The organism is Paracoccus sp. M683 (assembly GCF_007096355.1).
Classification (GTDB): domain Bacteria; phylum Pseudomonadota; class Alphaproteobacteria; order Rhodobacterales; family Rhodobacteraceae; genus Paracoccus.
In genome coordinates this window covers 139916-163670 of sequence record NZ_VKDF01000005.1, presented here as the reverse complement: position 1 = coordinate 163670, position 23755 = coordinate 139916, and the positions used below count along the sequence as shown (strand labels likewise).

Here is a 23755-nt window from a genome sequence, read left to right as displayed (position 1 = left end):
GCGCCCTCGCCTAAACACCGCTCCACGCAGCCGGGCCATGCCCGACAGCGCCAAGGCTGGCCCGTTCGTCTATCGGTTAGGACGTCAGGTTTTCAACCTGAAAAGAGGGGTTCGACTCCCCTACGGGCTGCCACCTTAATCCTAAATCGTTGATTTATCGGCCGAAATTTCGGCAGGCGCTTCGCTGGCTTCTGGCCTTGGGACAGATTGGCCATTTTGCGCCCCTTTCAGGCGCAGGTCAGGTTAGCGAAGCCTGCGGCGCATCGGCTGGCGCTGTCACACCATATCGGTGCGCCGGCTTGGCTTACGTCGCGCGACGCTTTGATGTCGGGCGTCACAGGAAGAGGGCAATCCTGCCCCAGGCCGTTGTCGCCAAGGGATACGCCTCACCCGTTCAGGACCTCGCCCGGAAGCAGAAAAGGTGAGCGTTGCAGCGACTCGACAAGGGTGTCGCCGTGAACGTTCGGCCGTGACGGAGCAACCGACAGCATGACGCAAATCATCACCTTGTCGGTTTCGTTGCTGGCAATGGTCTGCTCGGACACCATAAGTCGTGAACTCAGCAGATCCGGGTTCATTTTTCCCGCGGCATAATGAAAGGCCGGCACAGGCTTTATCGCTGCGGTGCAGGTGCGCCATGCAGCCCAGACCTGTTCGGGTTGGGCGCCAGCGCACCAGGAAGACACCGCCGCGCCAAGCCACGTCCAGCCCGCTGCGGCACACAGGCCCAGCCATCGACCGACCGGAACCGATTCAAGCTGCTGTCGAGGGGCGACCCAGGCGGCCAAGGCGTTCGGTCTGCTGAAAGGGGGCGTTCAAAAGGGCCTCCACGGGAACGGATCAATCGGTGCTACAAATACACCTGAAACTATGGCCGCAACGGGCGTGACGCGGAAAGGCAAATTGATCAATTGAACCGATCGACACCGAATGACGCAGGCCACACCCTGGCCAGTAAACTGATTTTGTTCAGTTTTTTTCGCATATCTGACAGCAATACCAGTTGGCACCACATCCGTTGCGCGCCACCCTGCCCGCCCGGCTTCCGGCGCCGGGTTTTCGCCAGGCGCTTCTCTATTCGGGCGGGGCGTTCCGCAGACGGCCTGCCGCCCAGGCCCCTTTATGCCGTCATTCTTTGTGACGTCGGATCATAGATTGGCCGCAAACTGGCCTGAGCGGCGACCAGTTCGCCGGCGACCTCGATCTGATAGGTCGAGCCCAGCATCTGATCGCCGCTTTCGCCCGGCGCGCAGGGCACATAGCCCAGACCAATCGCGCCACCCAGGCTGTGCCCATAGGCGCCCGAGGTGATCTGGCCGACGATCCTGCCATCGCGCAGGATCGGTTCGTTGTGAAACAACACCGGTTGGGGATCGGTCAGGCGGAATTGCAGCAGGCGGCGCGACAGCCCCGCCTCGTGCTTGCGCAGAACCGCCTCGCGGCCGATGAAATCGCCCTTGCCGGTCTTGACCGCGAAGCCAAGCCCGGCCTCAAGCACATGATCCTCGTCGGTGATGTCATGGCCGAAATGGCGATAGGCCTTTTCGATGCGGCAACTGTCCATCGCATGCAGGCCGCACAGGCGCAGACCCAGATCGGCACCAGCCTCCAGCAGGGTTTCCAGAACATGCGCGGCCTGTTCGGTGCTGACATAAAGCTCCCACCCCAATTCGCCAACATAGGAGATGCGATGCGCGCGGGCGAGGCCGAGGCCGATCTCGATCTCTTGCGCCAGGCCAAAGGGATGGGCGGCATTCGACAGATCATTGGGCGAGACGCGCGCCAGCAGATCGCGCGACAAGGGGCCCATGACCGGGATCACCGCCTCGGCCGCCGAAACGTCGGTGATGGTGGCAAAGGCATCACCCAGATGGCGGCGCAGCCAGGCCAGATCGCGTTGCAGGGTCGCGCCCGGCACGACCAGCAGGAAGGCGGTTTCGGACAGGCGCGTCACCGTCAGGTCAGATTCGATGCCGCCGTCCTCGTTCAGCATCTGGGTATAGGTGATCCGCCCGGCGGCTACGTCCAGATCATTGCCGCAAAGCCCTTGCAAAAAGGCCAGCGCGTCGCGCCCCTCGACCCGGATCTTGCCGAAACTGGTCATGTCCAGCAAACCCACGCCCTCGCGCAGGGCGCGATGCTCGGTCGCGCTGTTGTCGAACCAGTTCTGCCGGCCCCAGCTGTAGCCATAGGCGCGCGTCTGCCCCGCATCGGCGAACCAGTTCGCGCGTTCCCAACCGGCCACCTCGCCAAAGACCGCGCCGCGCGCCTTCAGATGTTCGTGCAGGGGCGAGCGGCGCAGCCCCCGCGCCGTGGCCATCTGGCGATAGGGGAAATGATCCGCGTAAAGCAGCCCAAGCGTTTCGGTCACCCGTTCCCGCAGATAGCGGCGGTTGCGCTGGAAGGGTTGGGCGCGGCGGATATCGACCTCCCACAGGTCAAAGGGCGGGCGGCCCCGGTCCATCCATTGCGCCAGCGCCATGCCCGCCCCGCCGGACGAGACGATGCCGATGGAATTATAGCCCGCCGCGACCCAGTAACCCGCGACCTCGGGCGCCTCGCCCAGGTAATAGCGGTCATCGGGGGTAAAGCTTTCGGGGCCGTTGAAAAAGGTGTGAATGCCGGTTTCGGCCAGCATCGGCATGCGGGCGATGGCCTTTTCAAGGATCGGTTCGAAATGGTCGATATCCTCGGGCAATTGGTCAAAGCAGAAATCCTCGCGGATGCCGTTCATGCCCCAGGGCTTTGCCACCGGCTCGAAGGCACCCAGCAGGATCTTGCCTGCATCTTCCTTGTAATAGGCGCATTCGTCCGGCACCCGCAGCACCGGCAGTTGCGTCAGGCCGGGGATGGACTCGGTCACGATATAGAAATGCTCGCAGGCATGCAGCGGCAGGGTCACACCATTGGCGGCGGCCAGATCCCGGCCCCACATGCCGCCACAATTGACGACCATCGCGGCGACGATATGGCCGCGTTCATCGCCCGCCTGCCAGTCAACGCCGGTCACGCGGCCCCGGTCGGTGGTCACGCGCGTGACCTTGACCCCCTCGACGATCCGCGCCCCGCGCATCCGCGCGCCCTTGGCCAAGGCCAGCGCGATATTGGCTGGGTCGGCCTGCCCGTCCCCCGGCAGATGCACCCCCGACACCACATCCGAGGTTTCCAGATGCTGATACATGGCCTTGATTTCAGCCGGGGCCAGTTCGTTCACCTCGATCCCAAAGGCCCGCGCCATCGAGGCCTGACGCCGCAACTCCTCGTGCCGCGCCGCAGTCAAAGCCACCGTTATTGACCCGCGCTGCGAAAATCCGGTGGCAAGGCCTGTCTCGGCCTCTAGCCGGCGGTAAAGATCGGCGGAATATTTCGCCAGCCGCGTCATGTTCTGGCTGGCGCGCAACTGCCCGATCAGCCCGGCGGCGTGCCAGGTCGTGCCACAGGTCAGCTGACGCCGTTCCAGAAGCACGATGTCGGTCCAGCCCAGTTCGGCAAGGTGATAGGCGACGGAACAGCCGGAAATACCGCCGCCAATGATGACGACGCGGGCGGATTTGGGCAGGTCGGGCATGGGACGGCCTCCTTGAAGCGCAATCCCAGCATCTCAGATCAAAATGAAATATCAATATGCAAATTTCATTTTCATGAAATTCTGGCCATGGGTCGCGTTTTCGGCTAGGTGGGATGCATGGACAGGATCGGTCAGGACATAAGGGCGCTGCGCAAGGCGCGGGGCATGACCATCGCGGATTGCGCGGCGGCGCTGGATCGCTCGATCGGCTGGCTCAGCCAGGTCGAGCGCGGGCTGACTACACCTTCGGTGCATGATCTGGGCCAGATCGCGCGGCTGTTCGATCTGGGCATCAGCTTCTTTTTTCGCTCGGCCAACCGAGATCCGCGCGAACAGGGGCTGATCGTCCGCGCCGCCGACCGCAGCGCCATCGGCTCGGCCGAGACCGGGCTGGCCGAGGAATTGCTGTCCCCCGGCCTGACCGGCAGCTTTGAAATGATCCGGTCCGTCTTTGCCGCCCACGCCCGCAGCCAGGGGCAGCGCGACGCGGTGGGCGTTGAACATGGTGGTATGCTGATCGCCGGCCGACTGATCCTGACCATCGGCACGCGATCCTTCGACCTTGAACCGGGCGACAGCTTTCAGTTCGGCGGCCAGCCCTATGGTTGGGAAAACCCCGGCAGCATCCCGGCCGAGGTTGTCTGGATCATCTCGCCGCCCGTCTACTGAGACAGCCCCGGACGCCGCACCGCCCCCAAGCCACAACCCGACACGATTCGGAAGGTTGCAGGAAAGCCAGATTTCGGCGGCTGGATCCAGATCGGCGCCCGCCGGAACGCGCCGCAGATCAGCCCTTTGGCCACCGCCCAACATCCCAGAAGCCAAGTTCCGCCATCGCCATGAATGGCCATAATTTACATTAAATATAACTTATATCTTTCTGTTTATGAATAATTATTTTTATTCATCATGCGACCTTCAGGCTTCATGACTGCCCGGATTTTAATCACGACCTCATAGACCGTCTTTTTTCCTTGATAAAGACGATCATCTCTGTCGTTATTTAAAGGGTGATCAACAGGAAGGAGACGAAAGATGACTAGCTCAACCACGGCAGCCACAACCGCCACCTTCGAGAATCGGGGGGTGGCCCTGCGATCCCGCCGCGACGCCCTGATGGCGGACCGGTCGCAGGGGCACCCCCCTTTTCGCGGCCGAATGCAGGCCATGCCCGGCACATATTGTGACGAGGATCCAGTGACGATGCTGAACGACGGCCATTCCCGCGCCTGGCGCACCCAGCTTGAACCCCGGCAGGACGTCGCCTTCCGCTAGGCGCGGCGTCACCCGACAAACACATCCAAGCCTTCTGGAGAGATACATGCAAAAGACCATCAATTTGGGCCGCACCGCCCCCGCGCGGGGCAAGCTGCGACACCAATCCCAACAACGCCGCGACGCATTGGCGCCGGCGCGGACAGCCGGGTTTGCCCCCGCGACCGGGCCTGCGTCATGGCTTTCGGGCACAGCCCTGCCGGCGCTGGCCCTGGCACTGATGGCGCTGGCCGGCACGCACGCCCCGGTGCAGGCCCAAGAGCTGCTGAATGTCAGCTATGACCCCACGCGCGAACTGTATCGAGAGGTGAATGCGGCCTTTGCCCAGAAATGGATCGCCGATGGCCATGAGGAACCGCAGATCGAGACCAGCCATGGCGGTTCCGGTTCGCAGGCGCGCTCGGTCATCGACGGGCTGAATGCCCAGGTGGTGACGCTGGCACTGGCCTCGGATATCGACAAGATCGCGGAAAGCGGCAAACTGCCCGAGGATTGGCAGTCGAAACTGCCGCATAATTCCAGCCCCTATACCTCGACCATCGTTTTCCTGGTGCGCGAGGGCAACCCGAAGGGGCTGACCGATTGGGGCGACCTGCTAAATGACGGGGTCGAGGTGATCACGCCCAACCCCAAGACCTCGGGCGGGGCGCGCTGGAACTATCTGGCGGCATGGGCCTGGGCGGAAAAGAACGGGCAGGATCCCAGGCAGTTCGTGGGCGATCTGTATCGCCATGTGCCGGTGCTTGATACCGGCGCGCGCGGCGCCACCACCACCTTTGCCCAACGCGGCATCGGTGACGTGCTGCTGGCCTGGGAGAACGAGGCCTATCTGGCGCTGGAGGAAATCGGCGAGGATCAGTTCGACATCGTCGTGCCCTCGGTCAGCGTGCTGGCCGAACCACCCGTCGCACTGGTCGAGGCCAATATCGCCAATGACGACCAGCGGGCGCTTGCCACGGCCTATCTGGATTTCCTCTACAGCCCCGAGGGACAGGCGCTGGCCTACAAGCACTTCTACCGTGCCTGGGATGACAGCGCCGCCGACCCCGAGGATGTGGCCCGCTTTCCGCAGCTGGATCTGGTCGGCATCGACCATTTCGGCGGCTGGAAGAAGGCCCAGCCCGAACATTTCGGCGATGGTGGCATCTTCGACCAGATCTATACCAACAAAGACACTGCATCAAACTGACGCCGATGCTGTCGAAACCCCTCATCCAGCGCACGGCGATGCCCGGTCTCGGCCTTTCGGCCGGGATCACCCTGACGATGCTGTCCATCGTCGTGCTGCTGCCGATCGGCGCCCTGCTGTTGCAGGGCGCCCAGTTCGGCCTTGCGAATATCTGGGACACGGTCCATCGCGAAAGAGTCTGGGCGGCGCTGTTCCTGTCCTTCCGGCTGGCCTTTCTCGCCGCCCTTTTCAACCTTGTCTTTGGCGTGCTGCTGGCCTGGGTTCTGGTCCGCTATCGCTTTCCCGGCCGGCGCATTCTGGACGCCGCGGTCGACGTGCCCTTTGCCCTGCCCACGGCCGTTGCCGGCATCGCGCTGACCGCGCTTTATGCGCCCAATGGCGCGCTTGGCAGCCTTGCCGCACAGATCGGGTGGAAGATCGCCTATACCCAATGGGGCATCTTCCTGGCACTGGTTTTCGTGGGCCTGCCATTCGTTACCCGCACCGTCCAGCCCGTCATCGAGGAAATCGAGACCGAGGTGGAAGAAGCCAGCGCCACGCTTGGCGCCACGCGGTTTCACACCATCCGGCATGTCATCCTGCCAATGCTGACACCTGCGGCGCTGACCGGCTTTGCGCTGTCGTTGGCGCGGGCGGTGGGGGAATATGGCTCGGTCATCTTCATCGCCGGCAATATCCCGCTGCGAACCGAGATCGCGCCGCTGCTGATCGTCATCCAGCTGGAAGAGTTCAACTATGACGCCGCCGGCGCCATCGGCATCGCCATGCTGGTGATTTCCTTCTCGATGCTGCTGGCGATCAACCTGATCCAGATCTTCACCCGCCGGAGGATCGGCCATGTCTGACGCGACATCCGCGACCATCGCCCGCGCCCCGCAGCCGCGCGCCCGTTTCCGCAATGCGACCGAGGAAACCCCGCTGGCCCGCGCCGTCCTGATCGCGCTGGCCGTGGGCGGGCTGTTGCTGCTGATCTTTGCCCCGCTGGCCGTGGTCTTTGCCGAGGCCCTGGCCGAGGGCTGGGGCGCCGCCGTGGCCAGCCTTGGCAATCGCGATGCGCGCTCGGCCATCCAGCTGACGCTGCTGATCACCGCGCTGGCGGTGCCGCTGAATGCCGCCTTTGGCATCGCCGCCGCCTGGCTGATCACCAAGTTCGACTTTCGCGGCAAGGCCTTTCTGATCACCCTGATCGACCTGCCTTTCAGCGTCAGCCCGGTTGTCGCCGGCCTGTGCATCATCCTGCTGTTCGGGGCCAATTCGCTGATCGGCGGCTGGCTGGTGGCCCATGGCCTGCCCATCGTCTTTGCCATTCCGGGCATCGTGCTGGCCACGGTCTTTGTCACCTTCCCCTTTGTCGCGCGCGAGCTGATCCCGGTGATGATCGAACAGGGTCGGGCCGAGGAAGAGGCCGCGCTGACCCTGGGGGCTTCGGGCTGGCGCATTTTCCTGACCGTCACGCTGCCCAATATCCGGTGGGCGCTGCTTTACGGCACGCTGCTTTGCACGGCCCGCGCCATGGGCGAGTTCGGCGCCGTCGCCGTCGTCTCGGGCAAGATCCGGGGGCAGACCGCGACCATGCCGATCACCATCGAGATGCTGTATAACGAATATCTGTCGGTTGCGGCCTTTTCCATGGCCGCATTGCTGACCGCCTTTGCCCTTCTGACCCTGCTGCTGAAAACCATGCTGGAAATCCGGCATGCCGATCAGCTTGCCGCAACGCGCCGCCATTGAAAGGGACGCCCATGCATATCGACATCGACGAGATAGCCAAGGATTTCGCCACCAGCACCGCGTTGCATCCGGTCTCTCTGGCCATTCCATCGGGGGCACTGGTGGCCTTGCTGGGGCCGTCAGGGTCGGGCAAGACGACGCTGCTGCGCATTCTGGCCGGGCTGGAATTTCCTTCATCCGGGCGGGTGCTGCTGAACGGTCAGGACGCGACGGGCCTGTCGGTTCAGGACCGGCGCGCGGGCTTTGTGTTTCAAAGCTATGCCCTGTTCCGGCATATGACGGTCTTTGACAACATCGCCTATGGGCTGCGCGCCCGCCCACGCGCCAGCCGCCCCCCCAAGGCCGAGATCGACCGCCGCGTCACCCGCCTGCTGGATCTGATCCAGCTGCCACAGATCGCCGCCCGCTATCCCAGCCAGCTGTCAGGCGGACAGCGTCAGCGCGTGGCGCTGGCCCGCGCCCTTGCGATCGAGCCGCGGATGCTGCTGCTGGATGAGCCCTTTGGCGCGCTGGACGCCAAGGTGCGCAAGGAATTGCGTCAGGGTCTGCGCGACATTCACGACGAAACCGGCCTGACCACCGTGTTCGTCACCCATGATCAGGACGAGGCGATGGAACTGGCCGATCTGGTCGTGGTCATGTCGATGGGCCGGGTCGAGCAGATCGGCAGGCCCACCGACATTCGCAGCCGACCCGCCACCGACTTCGTGCGCGATTTCGTCAACAGCTAGGCCGGCGGGGCATCAAGGCAGGGCTTGTCGGGCTGCCCGGCCCAGCTAGCCCAGCCCCGGCCCAGCCCAGCCCCCGGTCAGCCCCGAAAACCCGCAAGCAGAAATTCGGGCAGCTCGACCGCGCGGCGGGTGTTCAGGTCGACCGTCACCATGCTGTATTCGGCATAGGCGACCGGCTGGCCCTGTGGGCTTTCCACCATCAGCGCAATGATGAACGATTTGACGGCGACGCCGATCAGCCGGGCCTTCACCTGCAAGGGCGCGCCCGCCGGGCAGGTGCCAAGCCGCGTGATCCGGGCTTCGACCGCCATCCGGCTGATCCCGGCTTCCGTCAACAGCGCCTGATTCAGCCCAAGCGCGCTGACATGGGCATGCGTGGCAAAGGCCAGGCGGCGGACCACCTCTTCGAACAGCAAGTCACCGCGATGATCGGTTTCAGCCGGGCGGATCGGCCCGGTCTGGCACAGGCTGGTGCCAGGACCATCCGTCCAGACGGCATCTGTGCGCCCGGCCAGCCCGCGCGGCTGCGCCAGTCTCAGGGTCTCGGCCGGTGTGACCGGCAGGCCATGGATCGCCGCGCCGCCGGTATCCAGCGCCGTCGCCGCCAGCCGCCCCTCGCTGATCAGCAGATGCGCCACCGCCCCGGCATAGCTGCCACCACCGATCAGGGTCGAGCGAAGCGCGACCGCCGAGCCGGCAAACAGCTCTCGGTGAAAGCGCAGATAGCGGGTCGGCGGCAGCCGGCCTGGCCTGCCGGACGACAGACCGGGCAGGAAGGGCAAGGTCTCGGCCGCCTGCTGGAAGGCGCGGGCATAGAAGCGGGCGTTCCAGTGGCCGTTGAAATCGCATTCCCAGCTTTCGACCCGGCTGTGCAGGCTGGGGATACCGATGCCGGTTGGGTCAAGCTTCTCGGTCATCGGCGTTCCTTGTCTGAACCGCAGGCATCGCGGATGTCCGCCGGCACCGGCATCGGTGCGATCTGCAAAATCCGTGTGGCCGGCATTCAGCCGGCGTCAGCCGCATTGTCCAGCATTGCGGCCGGCGGGACGAAGAACAGCGTGCCGGTGACAGCCGTGCTGACATCCAGAAGCCGGTCGTAATTCCCTGGCGGATCGCCGGCGAACATGTTGCGCAGCATCCGTTCCGTCACCGAGGGCGTTTTCGCATAGCCGATGAAATAGGTGCCGTATTCCCCCGATCCGGGCCGGCCAAAGGGCATGTTGTCGCGCAGGATTTCCAGCTGCTCGCCGTTCTCGTCCGTGATGACCGTCAGCACGTTATGCGCATAGGGCGCCTTTTCCTCGTCCGCCAGTTCAATATCGTTCAGCTTGCGGCGGCCGATGATGCGTTCCTGCTGTTCCACCGGGATGCCGTTCCATTTCGCCAGATCATGCAGGTATTTCTGCACGATGACATAGCTGCCGCCGGCAAAGGCGGGATCCTCGTCGCCGATGACCGTGGCATCATGGCGGTCCTGCCCGGTCGGGTTCTCGGTCCCGTCCACAAAGCCGATCAGGTCGCGATCGTCGAAATACTTGAAGCCGTGAACCTCGTCCTCGACCGTCACCACCGTGCCGATGCGCGACATGATATGCGTGGCCAGTTCAAAGCACAGATCGGCCCGCATGGCGCGGATGTGAAACAGCAGGTCGCCGGGCGTCGAGACCGCCCGATGCACCCCCTCGATCTGTTGAAAGACGTGCAGATCGCGCGGGCGAGGACCGGGAAACAGCCGATCCCAAGCCTGCGATCCGATGCCGGTGATGCAGGACAGCTGCCCATCGGGAATGCGGAACCCGACGCCGCGCACCAGCGCGCCCATATCCGCCAGCAGCGCCTGGACCTGCGCCACGCTGTCAGCCGCGGGCTTCAGGCTGACCACCAGAAAGATGGCGCTGCGCGTCAACCCGCTTTCGATGGCCTGGCTGTCCGATGATGGCATGGCATATCCCCTTCGCAATGATACCGGCTACCGGATCAGTCTGGAACGGAACCGCCGGCGTCTCAACGATAAATCCCGCAGGGCTCGGCACGATAGCGCCTAAGTTATCGGTTGCGGTGGAACCAGCGGGCGCGGCCACCTGTTTCCCTGCCAGTCAAATCGCCGGAATGGCAACGAAGGAGCAGATATGCGCCGGATCATCAATAACAGCACGGCCATCGTGGCCTGCCTGTCGCTGCTTGCACCGCATGCGGCAATGGCCCAGACCGCCGAGGCCGAGGCACAAACCGAAATGCAGGCCCAGACCGACCCCGTCGGCGAGGCCGCCGAGGCCGCCGCACAGGCCGCCGAATCTGCCGAGGCCGCCGCCGAGGCCGCCGTAGACGCGCTTTGCACGGACGGCGCGGCCCCGCCCTGCCCGCCAGCCGCCGAGGCGGAAGCTGCGCCGGCCGAGGCCGAGGCCGAGGCCGCGCCAGCCGAAGCCGAGGCCCAGCCCCAGGCTGAGCCTGAAGTTGAGGCCGAGGCTGAGGTCAGCGAATCCTCCCCCGCACAACCGGAAGCCGCAGCCGAGGCAGATGCCGAGGCCGCTGCCGAGATGGAAACCACCGCCGAACCTGCGGTCGAAGCCACCCCAGAGCCGGTGATCGAGGAACAGCCCGTCGTCGAGGAACCGCCTGCCCCCGCCGAAGCCGCAGCACCTGCCGAACCGGCAGAGACCGCGGCGACGCCCGAACCGGCAGCGGATGCCTCAGCCGAGGACCAGGCCGATGCCCTGGCCGAAGCTCTGGCTGACGAGGCCGAGGAACAGGCCCCCGAAACGGCCACGACCGAGGCACCGGCTGAAACCCAGCCTGCTGCGGCCGAGACGACCGATGCCGATGCCCTGGCCGAAGCCTTGGCCGCCGAGGAAGCCGCAGCCGGCGAAGCCGAGGCAGAGGCAGAGGCCGCACCGGCAGCCCAGCCCGAAGCCCCCGCCGAGGCTCAGGCGGTTTCCGAAACGCCGGTGACCGACGAGGCGGCGACCGACGCGGCGGCGGCCGGGACTGCCCCCGAACAGGGCGCCGTGGAAACCGAAGCCGCCGCCGAAGCCGCAGCCGCAACCGAGGCATCGGCAGCCGCGTTGAATGATGATGCCGCCGAAACCGCCGATGCCGAGGTGATCGAAGAGGCTGTGACCGAAGAAAACAGCCGCTCCTCCGCCGAGGATTTCGCCACCAGCCTGCAAGAGGCGCTGAACGCCACCAATGGCGACCAGCAGGCCGCAGCGGCCGAGGATGATGACGACGACAAAAGCGATCTGACCAAGGCCGTGTTGCTGGGTCTGGGCGGTTTGGCCGTCGGTGCGATGCTGGCCAATAATCGTCAGGTCGCTCTGTCCAGCCCCGACCGTGTGGTGGTGACCCGCTCGGATGGCAGCCAGCAGGTGATCAAGGACGAGGTCGCGCTTCTGCGTCAGCCCGGCAGCACCGTGTCGACCCAGAATTTCGACGACGGCTCGTCGCGCACCATCGTGACCCGTGCCGATGGCAGCAAGGTCGTGACCATCCGCGACGCTGACCTGCGGGTGCTGCGCCGGACGCTGATTTCGGCCGATGGCACCAGCGTGCAGCTGATCGACGACACCACCGCCCAGCCCGTCGACATCGCCTCGCTGCCAGCCCCGGCTGCTGTCGCGACCAGCGGCGCCGGCCAGTTGAGCGAGGATCAGCTGCGCACCGCACTGCTGACGGAATCGGCCAGCGATCGTCGCTTTACCCTGGCGCAGATCCGCGACATTCCGCAGGTCCGTTCGCTGGTGGCGCCGGTGGATATCAACGCGATCACCTTCGATACCGGCTCGGCCGCGATCAAGCCTGATCAGGCAAAGGATCTGTCGGCCCTTGGCAATGTGATCCGCGATGCCGTCGCCCGGAACCCGCGCGAGATCTTCATGATCGAAGGGCACACCGACACGGTCGGCGACGGGGCGATGAACTTGGCGCTGTCGGATCGCCGCGCGGAATCGGTGGCTCTGGCGCTGACCGAGTATTTCCAGGTTCCGCCGGAAAACATGGTCGTCCAGGGCTATGGCGAGCAGTTTCTGAAGGTCCGCCAGGAAGGCGACATTCGGGAAAACCGCCGCGCCTCGGTCCGCCGGATCACCGAATTGCTGCAACAGGCACAGAACTAGGCTCGGCAAAATACAGGCAGGAACGGGAAAGGGCGGCCATGTGCCGCCCTTTTCCATGGCCGCAAGGGCGCAAGGTGATGTGCGCGGCCTAGCCGCAGATCGGATCAGTCGGACAGGCGGTGTTCCTGAATTGCGACAGCAGCGCGTGCATTTCCTCGGTCTCGCCCGCAGGGCCTTCGGCCATGCACAGATAGTCGCGATGAACCGCCAGTTCGTCCAAGAACGACCTCTGCCAACCTTCGCTGATGGCCAGCATCTGTTCGGCCGAATAAAGCAGGTGATCGACAAAGGCGACATAGGCACCGCCCTGCCCCGAGACCAGCAGCCGGCAGGCATCCTGGGGCTGGGCGAAATCGGGCATGGATGCCGCCAGAGACAGATGCGCGCGGTAAGCCTCGCGCGCGGATTGTTCCCTTTGCACGCGATCCGCTTGATCAAGCTGGACCTTCACGCCGATCAGGGCGGCAAGGGCCACGATGGCCGTCAGGATGGCCGATCCCGCCTGAATCGACTGCGCATGGCGTGCCAGCCAGGTCATGTCGCGGGCATCTGCTGCGTGGCGCAGTGGATGCCGCCACCCATTTCGCCCAGGGGATCGACATTCAGCATCACGATCTGCCGGCCCGGATAGTGCCGCGCCAGCGCATCCCTTGCGATCTGGTCGGTGTCGCGGTCGCCGAACTGTGCCGCGATGACCGCCCCGTTGCAGACATAGTAATTCGCATATGAGGCGACAAAGTCGATATCCTTGACGCGGCGGCGATGCGGTTCGGGGATGACATCCACGCTGAGCCCCGCCGCAACCAGCGCGTCATGGGTATCAAGGGCGGCGACGTGGAAGGAATCCTCCATATCGGGATCGTCGGGCAGATTGATCAGCACGCGCCCCGGCCCGGTGAACCGGGCAAGGCTGTCGATGTGGTAATCGGTGATATCCTCGTCCCAGACACCTTCGGACCAGATCATGCGCTCGGCGCCATAGGCGCGCAGCAGCCGCTGTTCGATCTGGTCGCGCGACATGCCGGGATTGCGGTTGTCGTTTACCCAGCTGCTTTCATGGGCCATCAGCAGGCCGTGGCCGTCCTGCTCGACGCCGCCCGCCTCGCCGCGCACTCCGCTTGGCATCAGCGGCAGGCCAAGGCTTTCGGCCAGCAGCCCCGCGATCCGCGAATCGCGCTGGTTGATCTGCTTTTCGCCCCAGCCGTTGAACTGGATGTGGCTGATCGCCAGCCTGCCCGCATCGTCGATCACGAACAAGGGGCCGGAATCGCGGCACCACAGATCCTCGGTCGGGATGTCCCACAGCTCGACATTACCGGACAGTTTTGCCCGCGCACCGGCATGGTCGGCCTGCGCGGCCAGCATCGTCACCGGCTCGAACGCGACGATGGCGTTGGCGACATCGGCGATGGTCTGCTGGACCATGTCCAGAAAGACCGGGTCGGTATGCACGCGGCGATTGACCGGCCATTGCATGAAGGTCCGCTGATGCGGGGCCTCTTCCGGTGGCACGAGAAAGCCCGCGCCCGTATCTGCGAAGCTTCGTCCCGGCAAGCTCATGGCACCCAAAGCTCCTGCGCCCAACTACATGTTCCGTCTGTTCATAGCGCGGCTCCCTTGGGTTGACGACTGCGATGCAAGCTTACCGAGAGGCCGGGCTGATGGGAACGCCCCCTTATCCCTGATCGCGGCCGATCGCCCGGTCCAGATGGGTATAGCCGCCATCGGCGAACAGCCATTGTCCCGTCGTGTGGCTGGCACGATCCGACAGCAGGAAGGCGCAGGTATCGGCGATCTCCTGCGCGGTGGTCATGCGCTGGCCCAACGGGATGCGCGCCGTGATCGCAGATAGCGCCGCCGCCGGATCGGGCAGCGTCGCCAGCCAGCGTTCGTAAAGCGGCGTCATCACCTCGGCCACGACGATGGCGTTGACGCGGATGCCATCGGGCAGGAACTCGACCGCCCATTCGCGGGTCAGACCCAGCTGCGCCGCCTTGGCCGCGACATAGGCCGAGGTGCCCCCCTGCCCGGTCAGCGCAGTCTTGGACGAGATATTGACGATGGCGCCGCGCGTCGCGCGCAGATCGTCGCGCAGCAGGTGGACCATGGTGTAATAATGCACGAGGTTCTGGTTCAGGCTGGCACGAAAGGCCTCTGGCCCACGGTCCAGCCCCACGCCGTCATTGGCCCCGGCATTGTTGACCAGCCCGTGAATGGCGCCGTGGCGGTCGCGCACGGCCTGCACCGCATCACGACAGGCGGCATCATCGGACAGTTCCACCCTGACGAACCATGCGCCCGTCTGCTCCAGCCAGTCGGAATCGGGCGCCGTGCGGCCAAGGATCACCGGGCGCGCGCCCTCGGCGGCCAGAACCTCGGTGATCGCAGCCCCGATGCCCGAGCCGCCGCCGGTGACGATCACTGTCTTGTCGTTCAGATGCAGGTCCATCGCGGCCCTCGCTTGTTGCTGTCAGTGTCGGGCCAGCTCATCCGCGAAAGCGGAAATCGTCCAGCGTCTGCGGCCGCATCTCGATGGAAAAGCCGGGCATCGAGGGCGGCATATAGGCGGCATTGCGGATCACGCAGGGGTCAAGGAAATGTTCGTGCAGATGGTCGACATATTCGATCACCCGCCGCTCGCGCGTGCCCGCGATGCACAGATAGTCGATCATCGACATATGCTGGACATATTCGCACAGCCCCACCCCCCCGGCATGAGGGCAGACCTTCAGCCCGTATTTCGCCGCCATCAGCATCACCGCCAGCACCTCGTTCAGCCCGCCCATACGGCAGCTGTCGATCTGCACCACGTCGATGGCGCCCTGGGTGATGAACTGCTTGAACATGATGCGGTTCTGGCACATCTCGCCGGTGGCCACCTGCATCGGCGCAATGGCCTGACGGATGGCGCGATGGCCCTGGATGTCGTCGGGACTGGTCGGTTCCTCGATGAACCAGGGCTTTGCAAAGGCCAGATGACCCAGCCAGTCGACCGCCTGACCCACCTCCCACATCTGGTTGGCGTCGATCATCAGGGTGATGTCGGGGCCGACCTCGTCGCGGGCGATGGTCAGGCGGCGGATGTCGTCATCCAGGTCGCGCCCGACCTTCATCTTGATATGGCGAAAGCCCGCATCCACCGCCTCGCGGCACAGCCGACGCAGCTTGGCATCGTCATAGCCCAGCCAGCCCGCGCTGGTCGTATAGCAGGGATAGCCCTCGGCCTTCAGCGTGGCGATCCGCCCGGCCTTGCCGGCGGCCTGCGCAGTCAGGAAATCCAGCGCCCATTCAGGGGTGATGCAATCGGTGAGATTGCGGAAGTCGATGCAGCGCACCAAGTCGTGGGGTGTCATGTCGGCCACCAGCTGCCAGACCGGCTTGCCCGCCGATTTGGCCCACAGATCCCAGGCCGCATTGACCACCGCGCCGGTGGCCAGATGGATCGCGCCCTTGTCCGGCCCGATCCAGCGCAGCTGGCTGTCGCTGGTGACATGCCGCCAGAAGCGTCCCATATCGGCGGCGATCCAGTCCAGATCCAGCCCGACGACCAGATGCCGCAGGGCCTGAATGGCGGCGACGCAGATCTCGTTTCCGCGCCCGATGGTGAAGGTCAGGCCGTGACCCTGATGCGGTCCGTCGGTTTCAAGGATGACATAGGCGGCCGAATAATCGGGATCGGGGTTCATCGCGTCCGAGCCGTCAAGGCTGTCGCTGGTCGGGAAACGCAGGTCAACCGTCCGCAGGTTGGTGATCTTCATGGCTGGGCGACCCTTCGCAATTGCTGGCCGTTGGTGAGGAAGCCGGCGCGCGGGACAGCCCGCGCCGGCCCTTGACTGGCCGGGGGAACGCAAATGCCGCGCCCCCCCGGTCCCGGCTTTCGCCTAGTCGTAGCTTTCGCCTATTCGTAAAGGACAGCAGAGATTTCGGGGCTGTCGATATTGGTGGCGTCATACCAGTAAAAGCCGGTGTCGATATTCGGCTCGACCGTTTCGCCCTTGGATGCGGCGACAGCGGCCTTGACCGTCTCATAACCGATGCCGACCGGGTTCTGGGTGATGGCGCCGGCCATCTGGCCCGCGCGGATCGCGTCGGTCTGGGCCTTGCCGGAATCATAGCCCACGACCACCACCTCGGCCCCGGCCTCGCGCACCCCGTTCAAGACGCCGATGGCGCTGCCTTCATTGGTGCCGAAAATACCCTTGATGTCGGGATTGGCGGTCAGAATGGCCTTGGTGATCTCGGTCGATTTCAGGTGATCGCCGCCGCCATATTCAACCGTCACCACCTCGATATCGGGATGCTGTTCCTTCATCCGGTTCAGAAAGCCGTCGCGCCGGTCAACGCCCGTGCGCGAGGTCTGGTCGTGGGCCACGACCGCGACCTTGCCCGCACCACCGATCAGTTCGGCCAGCTTGTCGGCGGCCAGCGCAGCAGCGGCAAGATTGTCGGTCGCCGCCGTGGCCAGCGGGATATCGCTGTCCACGCCCGAGTCGAACGCGATCACCGGAATCCCCGCATCCTTGGCCTGTTGCAGCAGCGGGATGGCAGCCTGACTGTCCAGCGCGGCAAAGCCGATGGCGGCCGGGTTCTTGGCCAGCGCGGCGGCCAGCATGTCGATCTGCTTGTCGACCTGGCTTTCGTTGTCTGGGCCTTCAAAGGTGACCTCGACGCCCAGTTCCCCGGCCGCCTTGTCGGCGCCCGCCTTTACCGCCTGCCAGAACTGGTGCTGGAAGCCCTTAGAGATCAGCGGCACATAAAGCTTGTCCTGCGCGAAGGCGCCGGTCGTCTGCGCCAGAAGCGAGATCGCGGCAGCCGCGCCAAGCAGGGTTCGTCTGGTGAACATGGTTTCCTCCCTGAGGTTCACTGGAATGGTCGGGTTGGGGTTCGGGGGTGTTGGCCGCCCCTTCTGCTTAGGATGATTTGCGGTGCCGCAACTGGTCGGCATAGACTGCGATGATGATGATGGCCCCGGTCACAACCGTCTGCCATTCGGGCGCGACCGACAGCACCCGCAGACCATTGGTCAGCACCGCCATGATCAGCGCGCCGATCAGCGTGCCCAGAATGGTGCCGCGCCCGCCGGCCAGCGATGTGCCGCCGATGACCACGGCGGCGATCGCCTCCAACTCGTAACCAAGGCCAAGCGCGGGTTGGGCGCTGTTCAGGCGGCTGGCGATCAGCAGCCCGCCGATGCCGACAATGCCGCCCGCCAGCGCATAGATGGCCATCTTCCAGCCATCGGTATTGACGCCTGACAGGCGCACCGCCTCTTCGTTCGAGCCAAGCGCGAAGGTATAGCGCCCCAGCACCGTCCGCGACAGCACCCATGCCGTTGCCCCCGCGACCAGAAACAGGATCAGCACCCCGTTCGGCACCGGAAAGGCCGGAATCAGCGCCCCGATCACCGATCCCTGCGCGATCAGCGTGAAGCCCGGCGTGTCGTTGAAATAGATCGGCTTGGTGCCGGTGACGATCAGTGACAGGCCTTTCAGGATCAGCATCATCCCCAAAGTGGCGATGAAGGGCGGGATTTTCAGCCGCGCCACGAAAAAACCCGAGACCAGCCCGCACAGTGCCCCGGTCGCGATTGCCGCCACGACGCCCAGGATCAGCGGCATCCCGGCCCAGGTCAGGACCACGCCGGTCATCACCGCGCAAAAGGTCATCAGCGTGCCGATGGACAGGTCGATGCCGCCGGTGATGATGATCAGCGTCACCCCCACGGCCAGCACCCCGTTGACCGAGGCCGCCTGCAAGATCGCCATGATGTTCGAGGTCTGGAAGAAATTCGGGCTGGCCAGCGAAAAACCCAGGACCAGAACGATCAGGCTGGCAAATGCCAGCAGCTTCTGCTGCGCGCCGCCGCGTATTGCTGTGGTCTCGCTCATGCCACGTTCTCCCTGGTCATGCTGTTCCTCTGCGTCGCCAGTTCCATGATCTGTTCCTGCGAGGCGCCGCCGGGCAGGATGCCGGTCAGCCGCCCCTCGCACATGACCGCGATGCGATGCGACAGGCGCAGCACCTCGGGCAGTTCGCTGGAAATCACGATGATCGCCTTGCCGCCCGCCGCCAGTTCGGTCAGCAGGCGATAGATCTCGGCCTTGGCGCCGACGTCGATGCCGCGCGTCGGCTCGTCGAAGATCAGGATGTCGCAATCGCGCAGCAGCCATTTGGCGATGACCACCTTCTGCTGATTGCCGCCCGATAGCAGCCGCACCTCTTTCCGGTCGCCCGGCGTGCGGATCTTCAGCGTCGCGATATAGTCGCGCGCGATCTGGCCAAGGCGAGTCTCGTCAAGGCGGCCAAGCCGATCGGCAAAGCGCGGCAAGCTGGCCATGGCGATATTGGCCCGCACATCCATCGGCAGGGCCAGGCCGAAATGCTTGCGATCCTCGGACAGATAGCCGATGCCGGCCGCGACCGCGTCGCGTGGGCTGGCGATGGCTGTCGGCCTGCCATGGACGATCACCTCGCCCGCGTCGCGCGGATCGGCGCCAAAGATCGCGCGGGCCAGTTCCGTCCGCCCCGCCCCCATCAGCCCGGCAAAGCCCAGGATCTCGCCCTGCTTGACCGAAAAGCTGATGTCCTTCAGATCCGGCGCGCGGGCGATGCCGCGCACCTCAAGCGCGGTTTCGGCGGCGGAAAGATCGGGGATCGAGACCGCCTCGTCGCTGAGTTCGCGGCCCACCATCATCGCGATGATGCGGCTGATCGGCGTCTTGGCGGCCTCGACCGTGCCGACATATTCGCCATCGCGCATCACCGTCACCCGATCAGAGATGCGTTTGATCTCGTCCATCTTGTGACTGATATAGATGATGCCCACGCCTTCGGACTTCAGCCGGCGGATGATGGCGAACAGTTCCGCGATCTCGGCATCGTTCAGCGCCGCCGTGGGTTCGTCCATGATCAGCACGCGCGAGCGGTGTGACAGCGCCTTGCCGATTTCTACCATCTGCTGGCGGGCAATGGTCAGATCGCCCACCCGCGCGATCGGGTTCATCGGAATGTTCATGCCGCCAAAGATCGCCGCCGTCAGCGCGTTCAGTTTCGCCTCGTCCAGCCGACCAAGGCTTTTGCGCGGCTCGCGCCCGATCCAGATGTTCTGCGCCACGGTCAGATCGGGCATCAGCGCCAGTTCCTGATGGATCATGCCGATGCCCAGATCCTGCGCCGCCTTCGGCCCCGGCAGCGAGACCTGTGCGCCATTCACAAGGATATGCCCGCCATCTGGCTGATAGACCCCGGACAGGCATTTCATCAGCGTCGACTTGCCGGCGCCATTCTCGCCCATCAGGGCATGCACCTCGCCGGCGCGCAGGTCGAAATCGACGGATTTCAACGCATGGACGCCGGGGAAATGCTTGTCGATCGCCTGCATCCTTATCAGTTCGCTCATGCCGTCACCCCATAGAAGCGCGCCGCATTGCCGCCCATGATTGCCGCACGCTCGGCCCCGGTCAGCCCGGACAGCGCCTGATCGGTCAGCGCCATCCACTCGTCCCAGGAGGCAGCCAGCGTCAGCACGGGCCAGTCGCTGCCCCAGATCAGCCGCTCGGGTCCGAACAGATCCAGCAGATCCGCGATCACGGCGCGCAGCTGGTCGCGATCGGGCAATTCGGTCACCAGCCCTGACAGCTTGCAATGAATGCGACGGTCACTGGCCAGCCGCGCCATCCCCTCGCGCCAGGTGGCAAGGTTGCCGGGCTGCGGCTTGGCGGCATGGTCGATGACGATCGGCAGATCCGGGTTCATGCGCGCAAATCGGATCAGCACCGGCAAATGGCGCGGCGTGATCAGCGCGTCAAAGCGCAGACCCAGATGCGGCAGCAGCGCCAGGACCTCGGGCCGCGGCGCCTCTAGCAGCCAGTCGGTCCGCGCGATGTCCTGCAACATCGGCCGGATACCCTTGAACAGCGGGTCTGATGCGAGCCGCCGCAGGTCATCGGCCGCCGTTTCCGCCGCCAGATCGACCCAGCCAACCACCCCGGCTATCCGCGACGTCTGCCGCCCGAGCGATAGCAGATAATCCGTTTCGGCCAGGCTGGGCGCCGCCTGCACCGCAATCACCGGGCCATCGCCGGGATGCTGGGCGGGGCCGAAATCACGCCGGATCGGCGCCAGCGGGCCGCCCTGCCCGTCCAGCCAGCCGTAATCACCGCGATCAAGCCGCCAGAAATGACAATGTGCGTCGACCAGCCCCATGGTCAGGCCGCCATGCCACGACCGCGCCGGCAGTTTTCGCCTGAAAGCCGCATCAGACCCTCCCCGTCCGTCACGCGCATTCTTATATGAATGAAGTATTCACATATGAACTATTGACGCAACAGATTTCTTCGGCTGCATTGCGCAAAGACAGGGAGGACCACGAGGATGGCCACGGAAAACCCGGTGGATGACGAGGTTCAGGCGGACCGCTATCGCGCGCCGGCGCTGGACAAGGGGCTTGATATTCTTGAGATCCTGGCCCGGCAGGCCCATGGCCTGACCCGCAGCGAGATCGTGCGCGAAATGGGGCGCAGCCCGTCCGAGATCTATCGCATGCTGGAACGGCTGGTGGCACGGGGCTATGTCACCCGGCTGGATGGCGGCGACCGCTATGCGCTGACGATGAAGCTGTTCCTGCTGGCCCATCACTATCCGCCCCTGCGCCGGATGGCGGCCGAGGCGCAGCCGCTGATGCACGCCTTTGCGCTGGAAACGCGGCAATCCTGCCACCTTGTCATGCCCGAGACCGGGACCGGCATCGTGATCGCACAGGCCGGGCCGCAGGCGCATTGGGAATTTCGCGTTCGGATCGGGGCCCAGCTTGACCTGTTCACCACCGGATCGGGCCAGACGCTGCTGGCCTTTCAGCATCCCGACCGCCGCGATGACACCTTGGCGCAATGGGGGATCTCTGGTGCCGACAAGCGGCTGGCCGAAATTTCCGGGCATTTGCAAGCCGTCCGCGATGCCGGCTATCGCGAAGCGCCGTCAGGCCAGCTTGTCGGCGTGGTCGACCTCAGCGTGCCTGTTCTGGGCCCGGATGGCGACGCGTTCGCCGTGCTGACCTGCGCCTATATCCGCCATCTTGACGAGGACGGGCCGGGCCAGCGGGCCGAGGCGCTGGCGAAATTGCTGACGCTTGGGGCGCGGCTTTCCTTTGCGCCTATTGCAGGATGATCCCCTTGCGGATGATGAAATTGCCGTAGGACCGTGGCTCGGCCGTCAGCACCACGGCAAAGGCCCGGCGGGCCTGTTCGTAAAAGGCGAAACGCTCAAGCGAGCCCATGGCTGCCCCCTGGGCCGCGAACAGCGGTGCCGCCTCGGCCACGACGGGCGGCACCGCCTGCGCGTCGCCCACCACCTGCATGGTCAGCACCGGCTGATCCCCAAAGGTATCGACGGGCAGCAACGACAGCACCGCCCGGATCGCCTGCAAGGCGTCGCAATCCATCCGCAGCGCCCGGCCATGCACGGTGTCCCGCGCCACCGAGACCGCCGGGAAATTCGCATCAACCAGCGCGATCTCGTCGCCATGGCCCATCGAAGCGAGAACCATCAGCAGGTCCGGGCTGATGAGCGGGTCAATACCGTGCAGCATGAATTCTCCTTCACGCGGGTTCACGCGGGCCAGCCCCGCATACCCCAAGAATAGGCGAAAATTCGGCCCGTGCCAGCGGCCGACAGCCCCGCCCAGCAGATCGTTGACAGCCCGGCCGCTCTGCCTCATCCATGCCGGTGAAACAGCGGCCGAAAAGGGCAACCGCGGATGCCGGCACCTGATGAGCCACAGCCAGACAAGGCAAGCTTGCCCTATCCCACCCTGGCCGAGTCGGCGCGGGTCTGGGCGCGGGTCGCTGCGCTGTCCTTTGGCGGGCCGGCGGGTCAGATCGCGGTGATGCATCGCATCCTGGTCGAGGAAAAACGCTGGCTGGGCGACGGCCGCTTTCTGCATGCGCTGAATTTCTGCATGCTGCTGCCCGGACCCGAGGCGCAGCAGCTGGCCACCTATATCGGCTGGCTGATGCATGGCGTTCGGGGCGCGGTCATCGCGGGCGGGTTGTTCATCCTGCCAGGCGTGGTCTCGATCATGGCGCTCAGCTGGATCTATGTGATCTGGGGCGATGTGGGCATCGTCGAGGGGCTGTTCTTCGGGCTGAAGGCGGCGGTGCTGGCCATCGTCTTGCAGGCGCTGGTGCGCATCGGCAAGCGGGCCTTGCGGAACCGGGCGATGCAGGCCATTGCGGCGCTGTCTTTCCTGGCCATCTTTGCCTTTGCCGCGCCCTTTCCGTTGATCGTGGCGATGGCGGCGCTGATCGGCTTTCTGGGCGCAAAAGCCGGGTTTACCGCCTTTGCTCCGGGTGGCGGACATGGCGCGATGGGCGACGCGCAGGTCGACGACCGCGATACCCTGCTGGGCGAAGAGATGCGGGACATGCCCGCCACGGCGCGACGCGGGGCGCTTTGGGCCGGGATCGCGGCATTGGCGCTATGGCTGGTGCCGGTCGCGGTTCTGGTGCTGTCGCTTGGGCCGGGCAATGTCTTTGCCGATATTGCCGCCTTCTTTTCCAAGATGGCGGTGGTCACCTTTGGCGGCGCCTATGCGGTGCTGGCCTATGTCGCGCAGGAAGCCGTCGGCACTTATGGCTGGCTGGAACCGGGCGAGATGCTGGACGGGCTGGGCATGGCCGAGACGACACCCGGCCCGCTGATCATGGTCCTGCAATTCGTGGGTTTCATGGGCGCGTGGCGCGAAACCGGCAGCCTTTGGGCCGGCACCGCCGGCGGGCTGCTGGCCACCTGGGTGACCTTTGCGCCCTGCTTTGCCTGGATCTTCCTCGGCGCGCCCTGGATGGAGCGGCTGCGCGCCAACAAGGCGCTGTCATCGGCGCTGACGGCGGTGACGGCGGCGGTTGTTGGCGTGATCCTGAACCTGGCGATGTGGTTTGCCATCCACGTCATCTGGCGCGAGGTCATCCGCTGGCAGGCCGGGCCGCTGTCGTTGGAGCTGCCCGTTCCCGGATCGGTCAACTGGGCGGCGGCGGCGCTGTCGGCACTGGCGATTTTCGCGGTGTTCCGGCTGAAACTGGGCATGATCCCGGTCCTGGCGGGCGCAGGCGCGGCCGGGATCGCGCTGTATCTGCTGGGCCTGACCGGCTGACGG

22 protein-coding genes and 1 tRNA gene are annotated in these 23755 nt (G+C 65.0%); 10 read left to right on the top strand and 13 right to left on the bottom strand.

Going from position 1 to position 23755, the window contains the following annotated elements:
- Nucleotides 1-58: 58 nt before the first annotated feature.
- Nucleotides 59-133 (top strand) — tRNA-Glu (locus tag FNJ84_RS11125).
- Between the two features lie 253 nt (nucleotides 134-386).
- Here FNJ84_RS11125 and FNJ84_RS11120 read toward each other — a convergent pair.
- Nucleotides 387-788 carry a hypothetical protein gene (locus tag FNJ84_RS11120; RefSeq protein WP_143793202.1) on the bottom strand — a complete coding sequence of 134 codons (402 nt, stop codon included), beginning with the start codon at nucleotides 786-788 and terminating at the stop codon, nucleotides 387-389.
- Nucleotides 789-1120: 332 nt separating this feature from the next.
- Nucleotides 1121-3568, bottom strand: coding sequence for an FAD-dependent oxidoreductase (locus FNJ84_RS11115; protein WP_143793201.1), 2448 nt, complete (start codon nucleotides 3566-3568; stop codon nucleotides 1121-1123).
- A 117-nt stretch (nucleotides 3569-3685) separates the two neighbouring features.
- Between FNJ84_RS11115 and FNJ84_RS11110 the strand changes: the two genes are divergently transcribed.
- From FNJ84_RS11110 to FNJ84_RS11085, 6 genes are all read left to right on the top strand, one after another.
- Complete coding sequence (locus FNJ84_RS11110) at nucleotides 3686-4237, top strand: helix-turn-helix domain-containing protein (protein ID WP_143793200.1); 552 nt, start codon at nucleotides 3686-3688, stop codon at nucleotides 4235-4237.
- Between the two features lie 366 nt (nucleotides 4238-4603).
- Nucleotides 4604-4843, top strand: a complete 240-nt coding sequence (locus FNJ84_RS11105; protein WP_143793199.1) for a hypothetical protein — start codon at nucleotides 4604-4606, stop codon at nucleotides 4841-4843.
- 220 nt (nucleotides 4844-5063) lie between these two features.
- Complete coding sequence (locus tag FNJ84_RS11100; protein ID WP_143793498.1) at nucleotides 5064-6032, top strand: sulfate ABC transporter substrate-binding protein; 969 nt, start codon at nucleotides 5064-5066, stop codon at nucleotides 6030-6032.
- Nucleotides 6033-6037: 5 nt separating this feature from the next.
- A complete protein-coding gene (cysT, locus tag FNJ84_RS11095) occupies nucleotides 6038-6877 on the top strand; it encodes a sulfate ABC transporter permease subunit CysT (protein WP_143793198.1) in 840 nt (279 codons plus the stop codon).
- Nucleotides 6870-7763, top strand: coding sequence for a sulfate ABC transporter permease subunit CysW (gene cysW / locus FNJ84_RS11090; protein ID WP_143793197.1), 894 nt, complete (start codon nucleotides 6870-6872; stop codon nucleotides 7761-7763). Before cysT ends, cysW begins: the two co-directional genes overlap by 8 nt.
- A gap of 11 nt (nucleotides 7764-7774) precedes the next feature.
- Complete coding sequence (locus FNJ84_RS11085) at nucleotides 7775-8494, top strand: sulfate/molybdate ABC transporter ATP-binding protein (RefSeq protein WP_143793196.1); 720 nt, start codon at nucleotides 7775-7777, stop codon at nucleotides 8492-8494.
- Nucleotides 8495-8571: 77 nt separating this feature from the next.
- On the opposite strand, the gene FNJ84_RS11080 is transcribed toward FNJ84_RS11085, so the two are convergent.
- Together FNJ84_RS11080 and FNJ84_RS11075 are read right to left on the bottom strand one after the other, a co-directional pair.
- Complete coding sequence (locus tag FNJ84_RS11080; RefSeq protein WP_143793195.1) at nucleotides 8572-9411, bottom strand: thioesterase family protein; 840 nt, start codon at nucleotides 9409-9411, stop codon at nucleotides 8572-8574.
- 86 nt (nucleotides 9412-9497) lie between these two features.
- On the bottom strand, nucleotides 9498-10436 hold the full coding sequence (locus tag FNJ84_RS11075) for a Dyp-type peroxidase (protein ID WP_143793194.1): 939 nt from the start codon (nucleotides 10434-10436) through the stop codon (nucleotides 9498-9500).
- A gap of 187 nt (nucleotides 10437-10623) precedes the next feature.
- Here FNJ84_RS11075 and FNJ84_RS11070 point away from each other — a divergent pair, with 187 nt between their 5' ends.
- The gene (locus FNJ84_RS11070) at nucleotides 10624-12606 is read left to right on the top strand and encodes an OmpA family protein (RefSeq protein WP_143793193.1); all 1983 of its coding nucleotides are present in this window, start codon (nucleotides 10624-10626) and stop codon (nucleotides 12604-12606) included.
- A gap of 88 nt (nucleotides 12607-12694) precedes the next feature.
- Here FNJ84_RS11070 and FNJ84_RS11065 read toward each other — a convergent pair whose 3' ends face one another.
- The 8 genes from FNJ84_RS11065 to FNJ84_RS11030 all read right to left on the bottom strand — a co-directional run bounded on the left by FNJ84_RS11065 (nucleotide 12695) and on the right by FNJ84_RS11030 (nucleotide 20811).
- Nucleotides 12695-13144 carry a hypothetical protein gene (locus FNJ84_RS11065; protein ID WP_143793192.1) on the bottom strand — a complete coding sequence of 150 codons (450 nt, stop codon included), beginning with the start codon at nucleotides 13142-13144 and terminating at the stop codon, nucleotides 12695-12697.
- Nucleotides 13141-14166 (bottom strand): agmatine/peptidylarginine deiminase, encoded by a 1026-nt coding sequence (locus tag FNJ84_RS11060; RefSeq protein WP_143793191.1) that lies wholly within the window; start codon nucleotides 14164-14166, stop codon nucleotides 13141-13143. The genes FNJ84_RS11065 and FNJ84_RS11060 overlap by 4 nt, the downstream gene beginning before the upstream one ends.
- 115 nt (nucleotides 14167-14281) lie before the next feature.
- Nucleotides 14282-15055 (bottom strand): SDR family oxidoreductase, encoded by a 774-nt coding sequence (locus tag FNJ84_RS11055; protein WP_143793190.1) that lies wholly within the window; start codon nucleotides 15053-15055, stop codon nucleotides 14282-14284.
- 37 nt (nucleotides 15056-15092) lie between these two features.
- Entirely contained in the window at nucleotides 15093-16364 is a 1272-nt protein-coding gene (locus FNJ84_RS11050; RefSeq protein WP_143793189.1) for an L-fuconate dehydratase, read from the bottom strand.
- A gap of 140 nt (nucleotides 16365-16504) precedes the next feature.
- Complete coding sequence (locus tag FNJ84_RS11045; RefSeq protein WP_143793188.1) at nucleotides 16505-17449, bottom strand: ABC transporter substrate-binding protein; 945 nt, start codon at nucleotides 17447-17449, stop codon at nucleotides 16505-16507.
- 67 nt (nucleotides 17450-17516) lie between these two features.
- Nucleotides 17517-18494, bottom strand: a complete 978-nt coding sequence (locus FNJ84_RS11040; protein WP_143793187.1) for an ABC transporter permease — start codon at nucleotides 18492-18494, stop codon at nucleotides 17517-17519.
- Nucleotides 18491-20005: a sugar ABC transporter ATP-binding protein gene (locus tag FNJ84_RS11035; RefSeq protein WP_143793186.1), complete on the bottom strand. Its 1515-nt coding sequence runs from the start codon at nucleotides 20003-20005 to the stop codon at nucleotides 18491-18493. The genes FNJ84_RS11040 and FNJ84_RS11035 overlap by 4 nt, the downstream gene beginning before the upstream one ends.
- Entirely contained in the window at nucleotides 20002-20811 is an 810-nt protein-coding gene (locus FNJ84_RS11030) for an amidohydrolase (RefSeq protein WP_143793185.1), read from the bottom strand. Before FNJ84_RS11030 ends, FNJ84_RS11035 begins: the two co-directional genes overlap by 4 nt.
- Nucleotides 20812-20979: 168 nt before the next feature.
- On the opposite strand from FNJ84_RS11030, the gene FNJ84_RS11025 reads away from it, so the two are divergent.
- Nucleotides 20980-21771, top strand: a complete 792-nt coding sequence (locus tag FNJ84_RS11025) for an IclR family transcriptional regulator (protein ID WP_143793184.1) — start codon at nucleotides 20980-20982, stop codon at nucleotides 21769-21771.
- Here the strand turns inward: FNJ84_RS11025 and FNJ84_RS11020 are convergent.
- On the bottom strand, nucleotides 21758-22192 hold the full coding sequence (locus tag FNJ84_RS11020) for an RbsD/FucU family protein (protein WP_143793183.1): 435 nt from the start codon (nucleotides 22190-22192) through the stop codon (nucleotides 21758-21760). The two genes, FNJ84_RS11025 and FNJ84_RS11020, sit on opposite strands and share 14 nt — an antisense overlap.
- A 168-nt stretch (nucleotides 22193-22360) precedes the next feature.
- On the opposite strand from FNJ84_RS11020, the gene chrA reads away from it, so the two are divergent.
- On the top strand, nucleotides 22361-23752 hold the full coding sequence (gene chrA, locus FNJ84_RS11015) for a chromate efflux transporter (protein WP_143793182.1): 1392 nt from the start codon (nucleotides 22361-22363) through the stop codon (nucleotides 23750-23752).
- Nucleotides 23753-23755: the final 3 nt, after the last annotated feature.

What these genes read in the sequence shown, in the direction of transcription:
- FNJ84_RS11040 (WP_143793187.1), bottom strand. Translation starts at nt 18,494, where the DNA reads ATGAGCGAGACCACAGCAATACGCGGCGGCGCGCAGCAGAAGCTGCTG.
- FNJ84_RS11060 (WP_143793191.1), bottom strand. Translation starts at nt 14,166, where the DNA reads ATGAGCTTGCCGGGACGAAGCTTCGCAGATACGGGCGCGGGCTTTCTC.
- FNJ84_RS11035 (WP_143793186.1), bottom strand. Translation starts at nt 20,005, where the DNA reads ATGAGCGAACTGATAAGGATGCAGGCGATCGACAAGCATTTCCCCGGC.
- FNJ84_RS11025 (WP_143793184.1), top strand. Translation starts at nt 20,980, where the DNA reads ATGGCCACGGAAAACCCGGTGGATGACGAGGTTCAGGCGGACCGCTAT.
- FNJ84_RS11020 (WP_143793183.1), bottom strand. Translation starts at nt 22,192, where the DNA reads ATGCTGCACGGTATTGACCCGCTCATCAGCCCGGACCTGCTGATGGTT.
- FNJ84_RS11045 (WP_143793188.1), bottom strand. Translation starts at nt 17,449, where the DNA reads ATGTTCACCAGACGAACCCTGCTTGGCGCGGCTGCCGCGATCTCGCTT.
- FNJ84_RS11030 (WP_143793185.1), bottom strand. Translation starts at nt 20,811, where the DNA reads ATGGGGCTGGTCGACGCACATTGTCATTTCTGGCGGCTTGATCGCGGT.
- FNJ84_RS11115 (WP_143793201.1), bottom strand. Translation starts at nt 3,568, where the DNA reads ATGCCCGACCTGCCCAAATCCGCCCGCGTCGTCATCATTGGCGGCGGT.
- FNJ84_RS11065 (WP_143793192.1), bottom strand. Translation starts at nt 13,144, where the DNA reads ATGACCTGGCTGGCACGCCATGCGCAGTCGATTCAGGCGGGATCGGCC.
- FNJ84_RS11100 (WP_143793498.1), top strand. Translation starts at nt 5,064, where the DNA reads ATGGCGCTGGCCGGCACGCACGCCCCGGTGCAGGCCCAAGAGCTGCTG.
- FNJ84_RS11075 (WP_143793194.1), bottom strand. Translation starts at nt 10,436, where the DNA reads ATGCCATCATCGGACAGCCAGGCCATCGAAAGCGGGTTGACGCGCAGC.
- cysW (WP_143793197.1), top strand. Translation starts at nt 6,870, where the DNA reads ATGTCTGACGCGACATCCGCGACCATCGCCCGCGCCCCGCAGCCGCGC.
- FNJ84_RS11055 (WP_143793190.1), bottom strand. Translation starts at nt 15,055, where the DNA reads ATGGACCTGCATCTGAACGACAAGACAGTGATCGTCACCGGCGGCGGC.
- FNJ84_RS11105 (WP_143793199.1), top strand. Translation starts at nt 4,604, where the DNA reads ATGACTAGCTCAACCACGGCAGCCACAACCGCCACCTTCGAGAATCGG.
- FNJ84_RS11070 (WP_143793193.1), top strand. Translation starts at nt 10,624, where the DNA reads ATGCGCCGGATCATCAATAACAGCACGGCCATCGTGGCCTGCCTGTCG.
- FNJ84_RS11085 (WP_143793196.1), top strand. Translation starts at nt 7,775, where the DNA reads ATGCATATCGACATCGACGAGATAGCCAAGGATTTCGCCACCAGCACC.
- FNJ84_RS11110 (WP_143793200.1), top strand. Translation starts at nt 3,686, where the DNA reads ATGGACAGGATCGGTCAGGACATAAGGGCGCTGCGCAAGGCGCGGGGC.
- chrA (WP_143793182.1), top strand. Translation starts at nt 22,361, where the DNA reads ATGCCGGCACCTGATGAGCCACAGCCAGACAAGGCAAGCTTGCCCTAT.
- FNJ84_RS11050 (WP_143793189.1), bottom strand. Translation starts at nt 16,364, where the DNA reads ATGAAGATCACCAACCTGCGGACGGTTGACCTGCGTTTCCCGACCAGC.
- cysT (WP_143793198.1), top strand. Translation starts at nt 6,038, where the DNA reads ATGCTGTCGAAACCCCTCATCCAGCGCACGGCGATGCCCGGTCTCGGC.
- FNJ84_RS11080 (WP_143793195.1), bottom strand. Translation starts at nt 9,411, where the DNA reads ATGACCGAGAAGCTTGACCCAACCGGCATCGGTATCCCCAGCCTGCAC.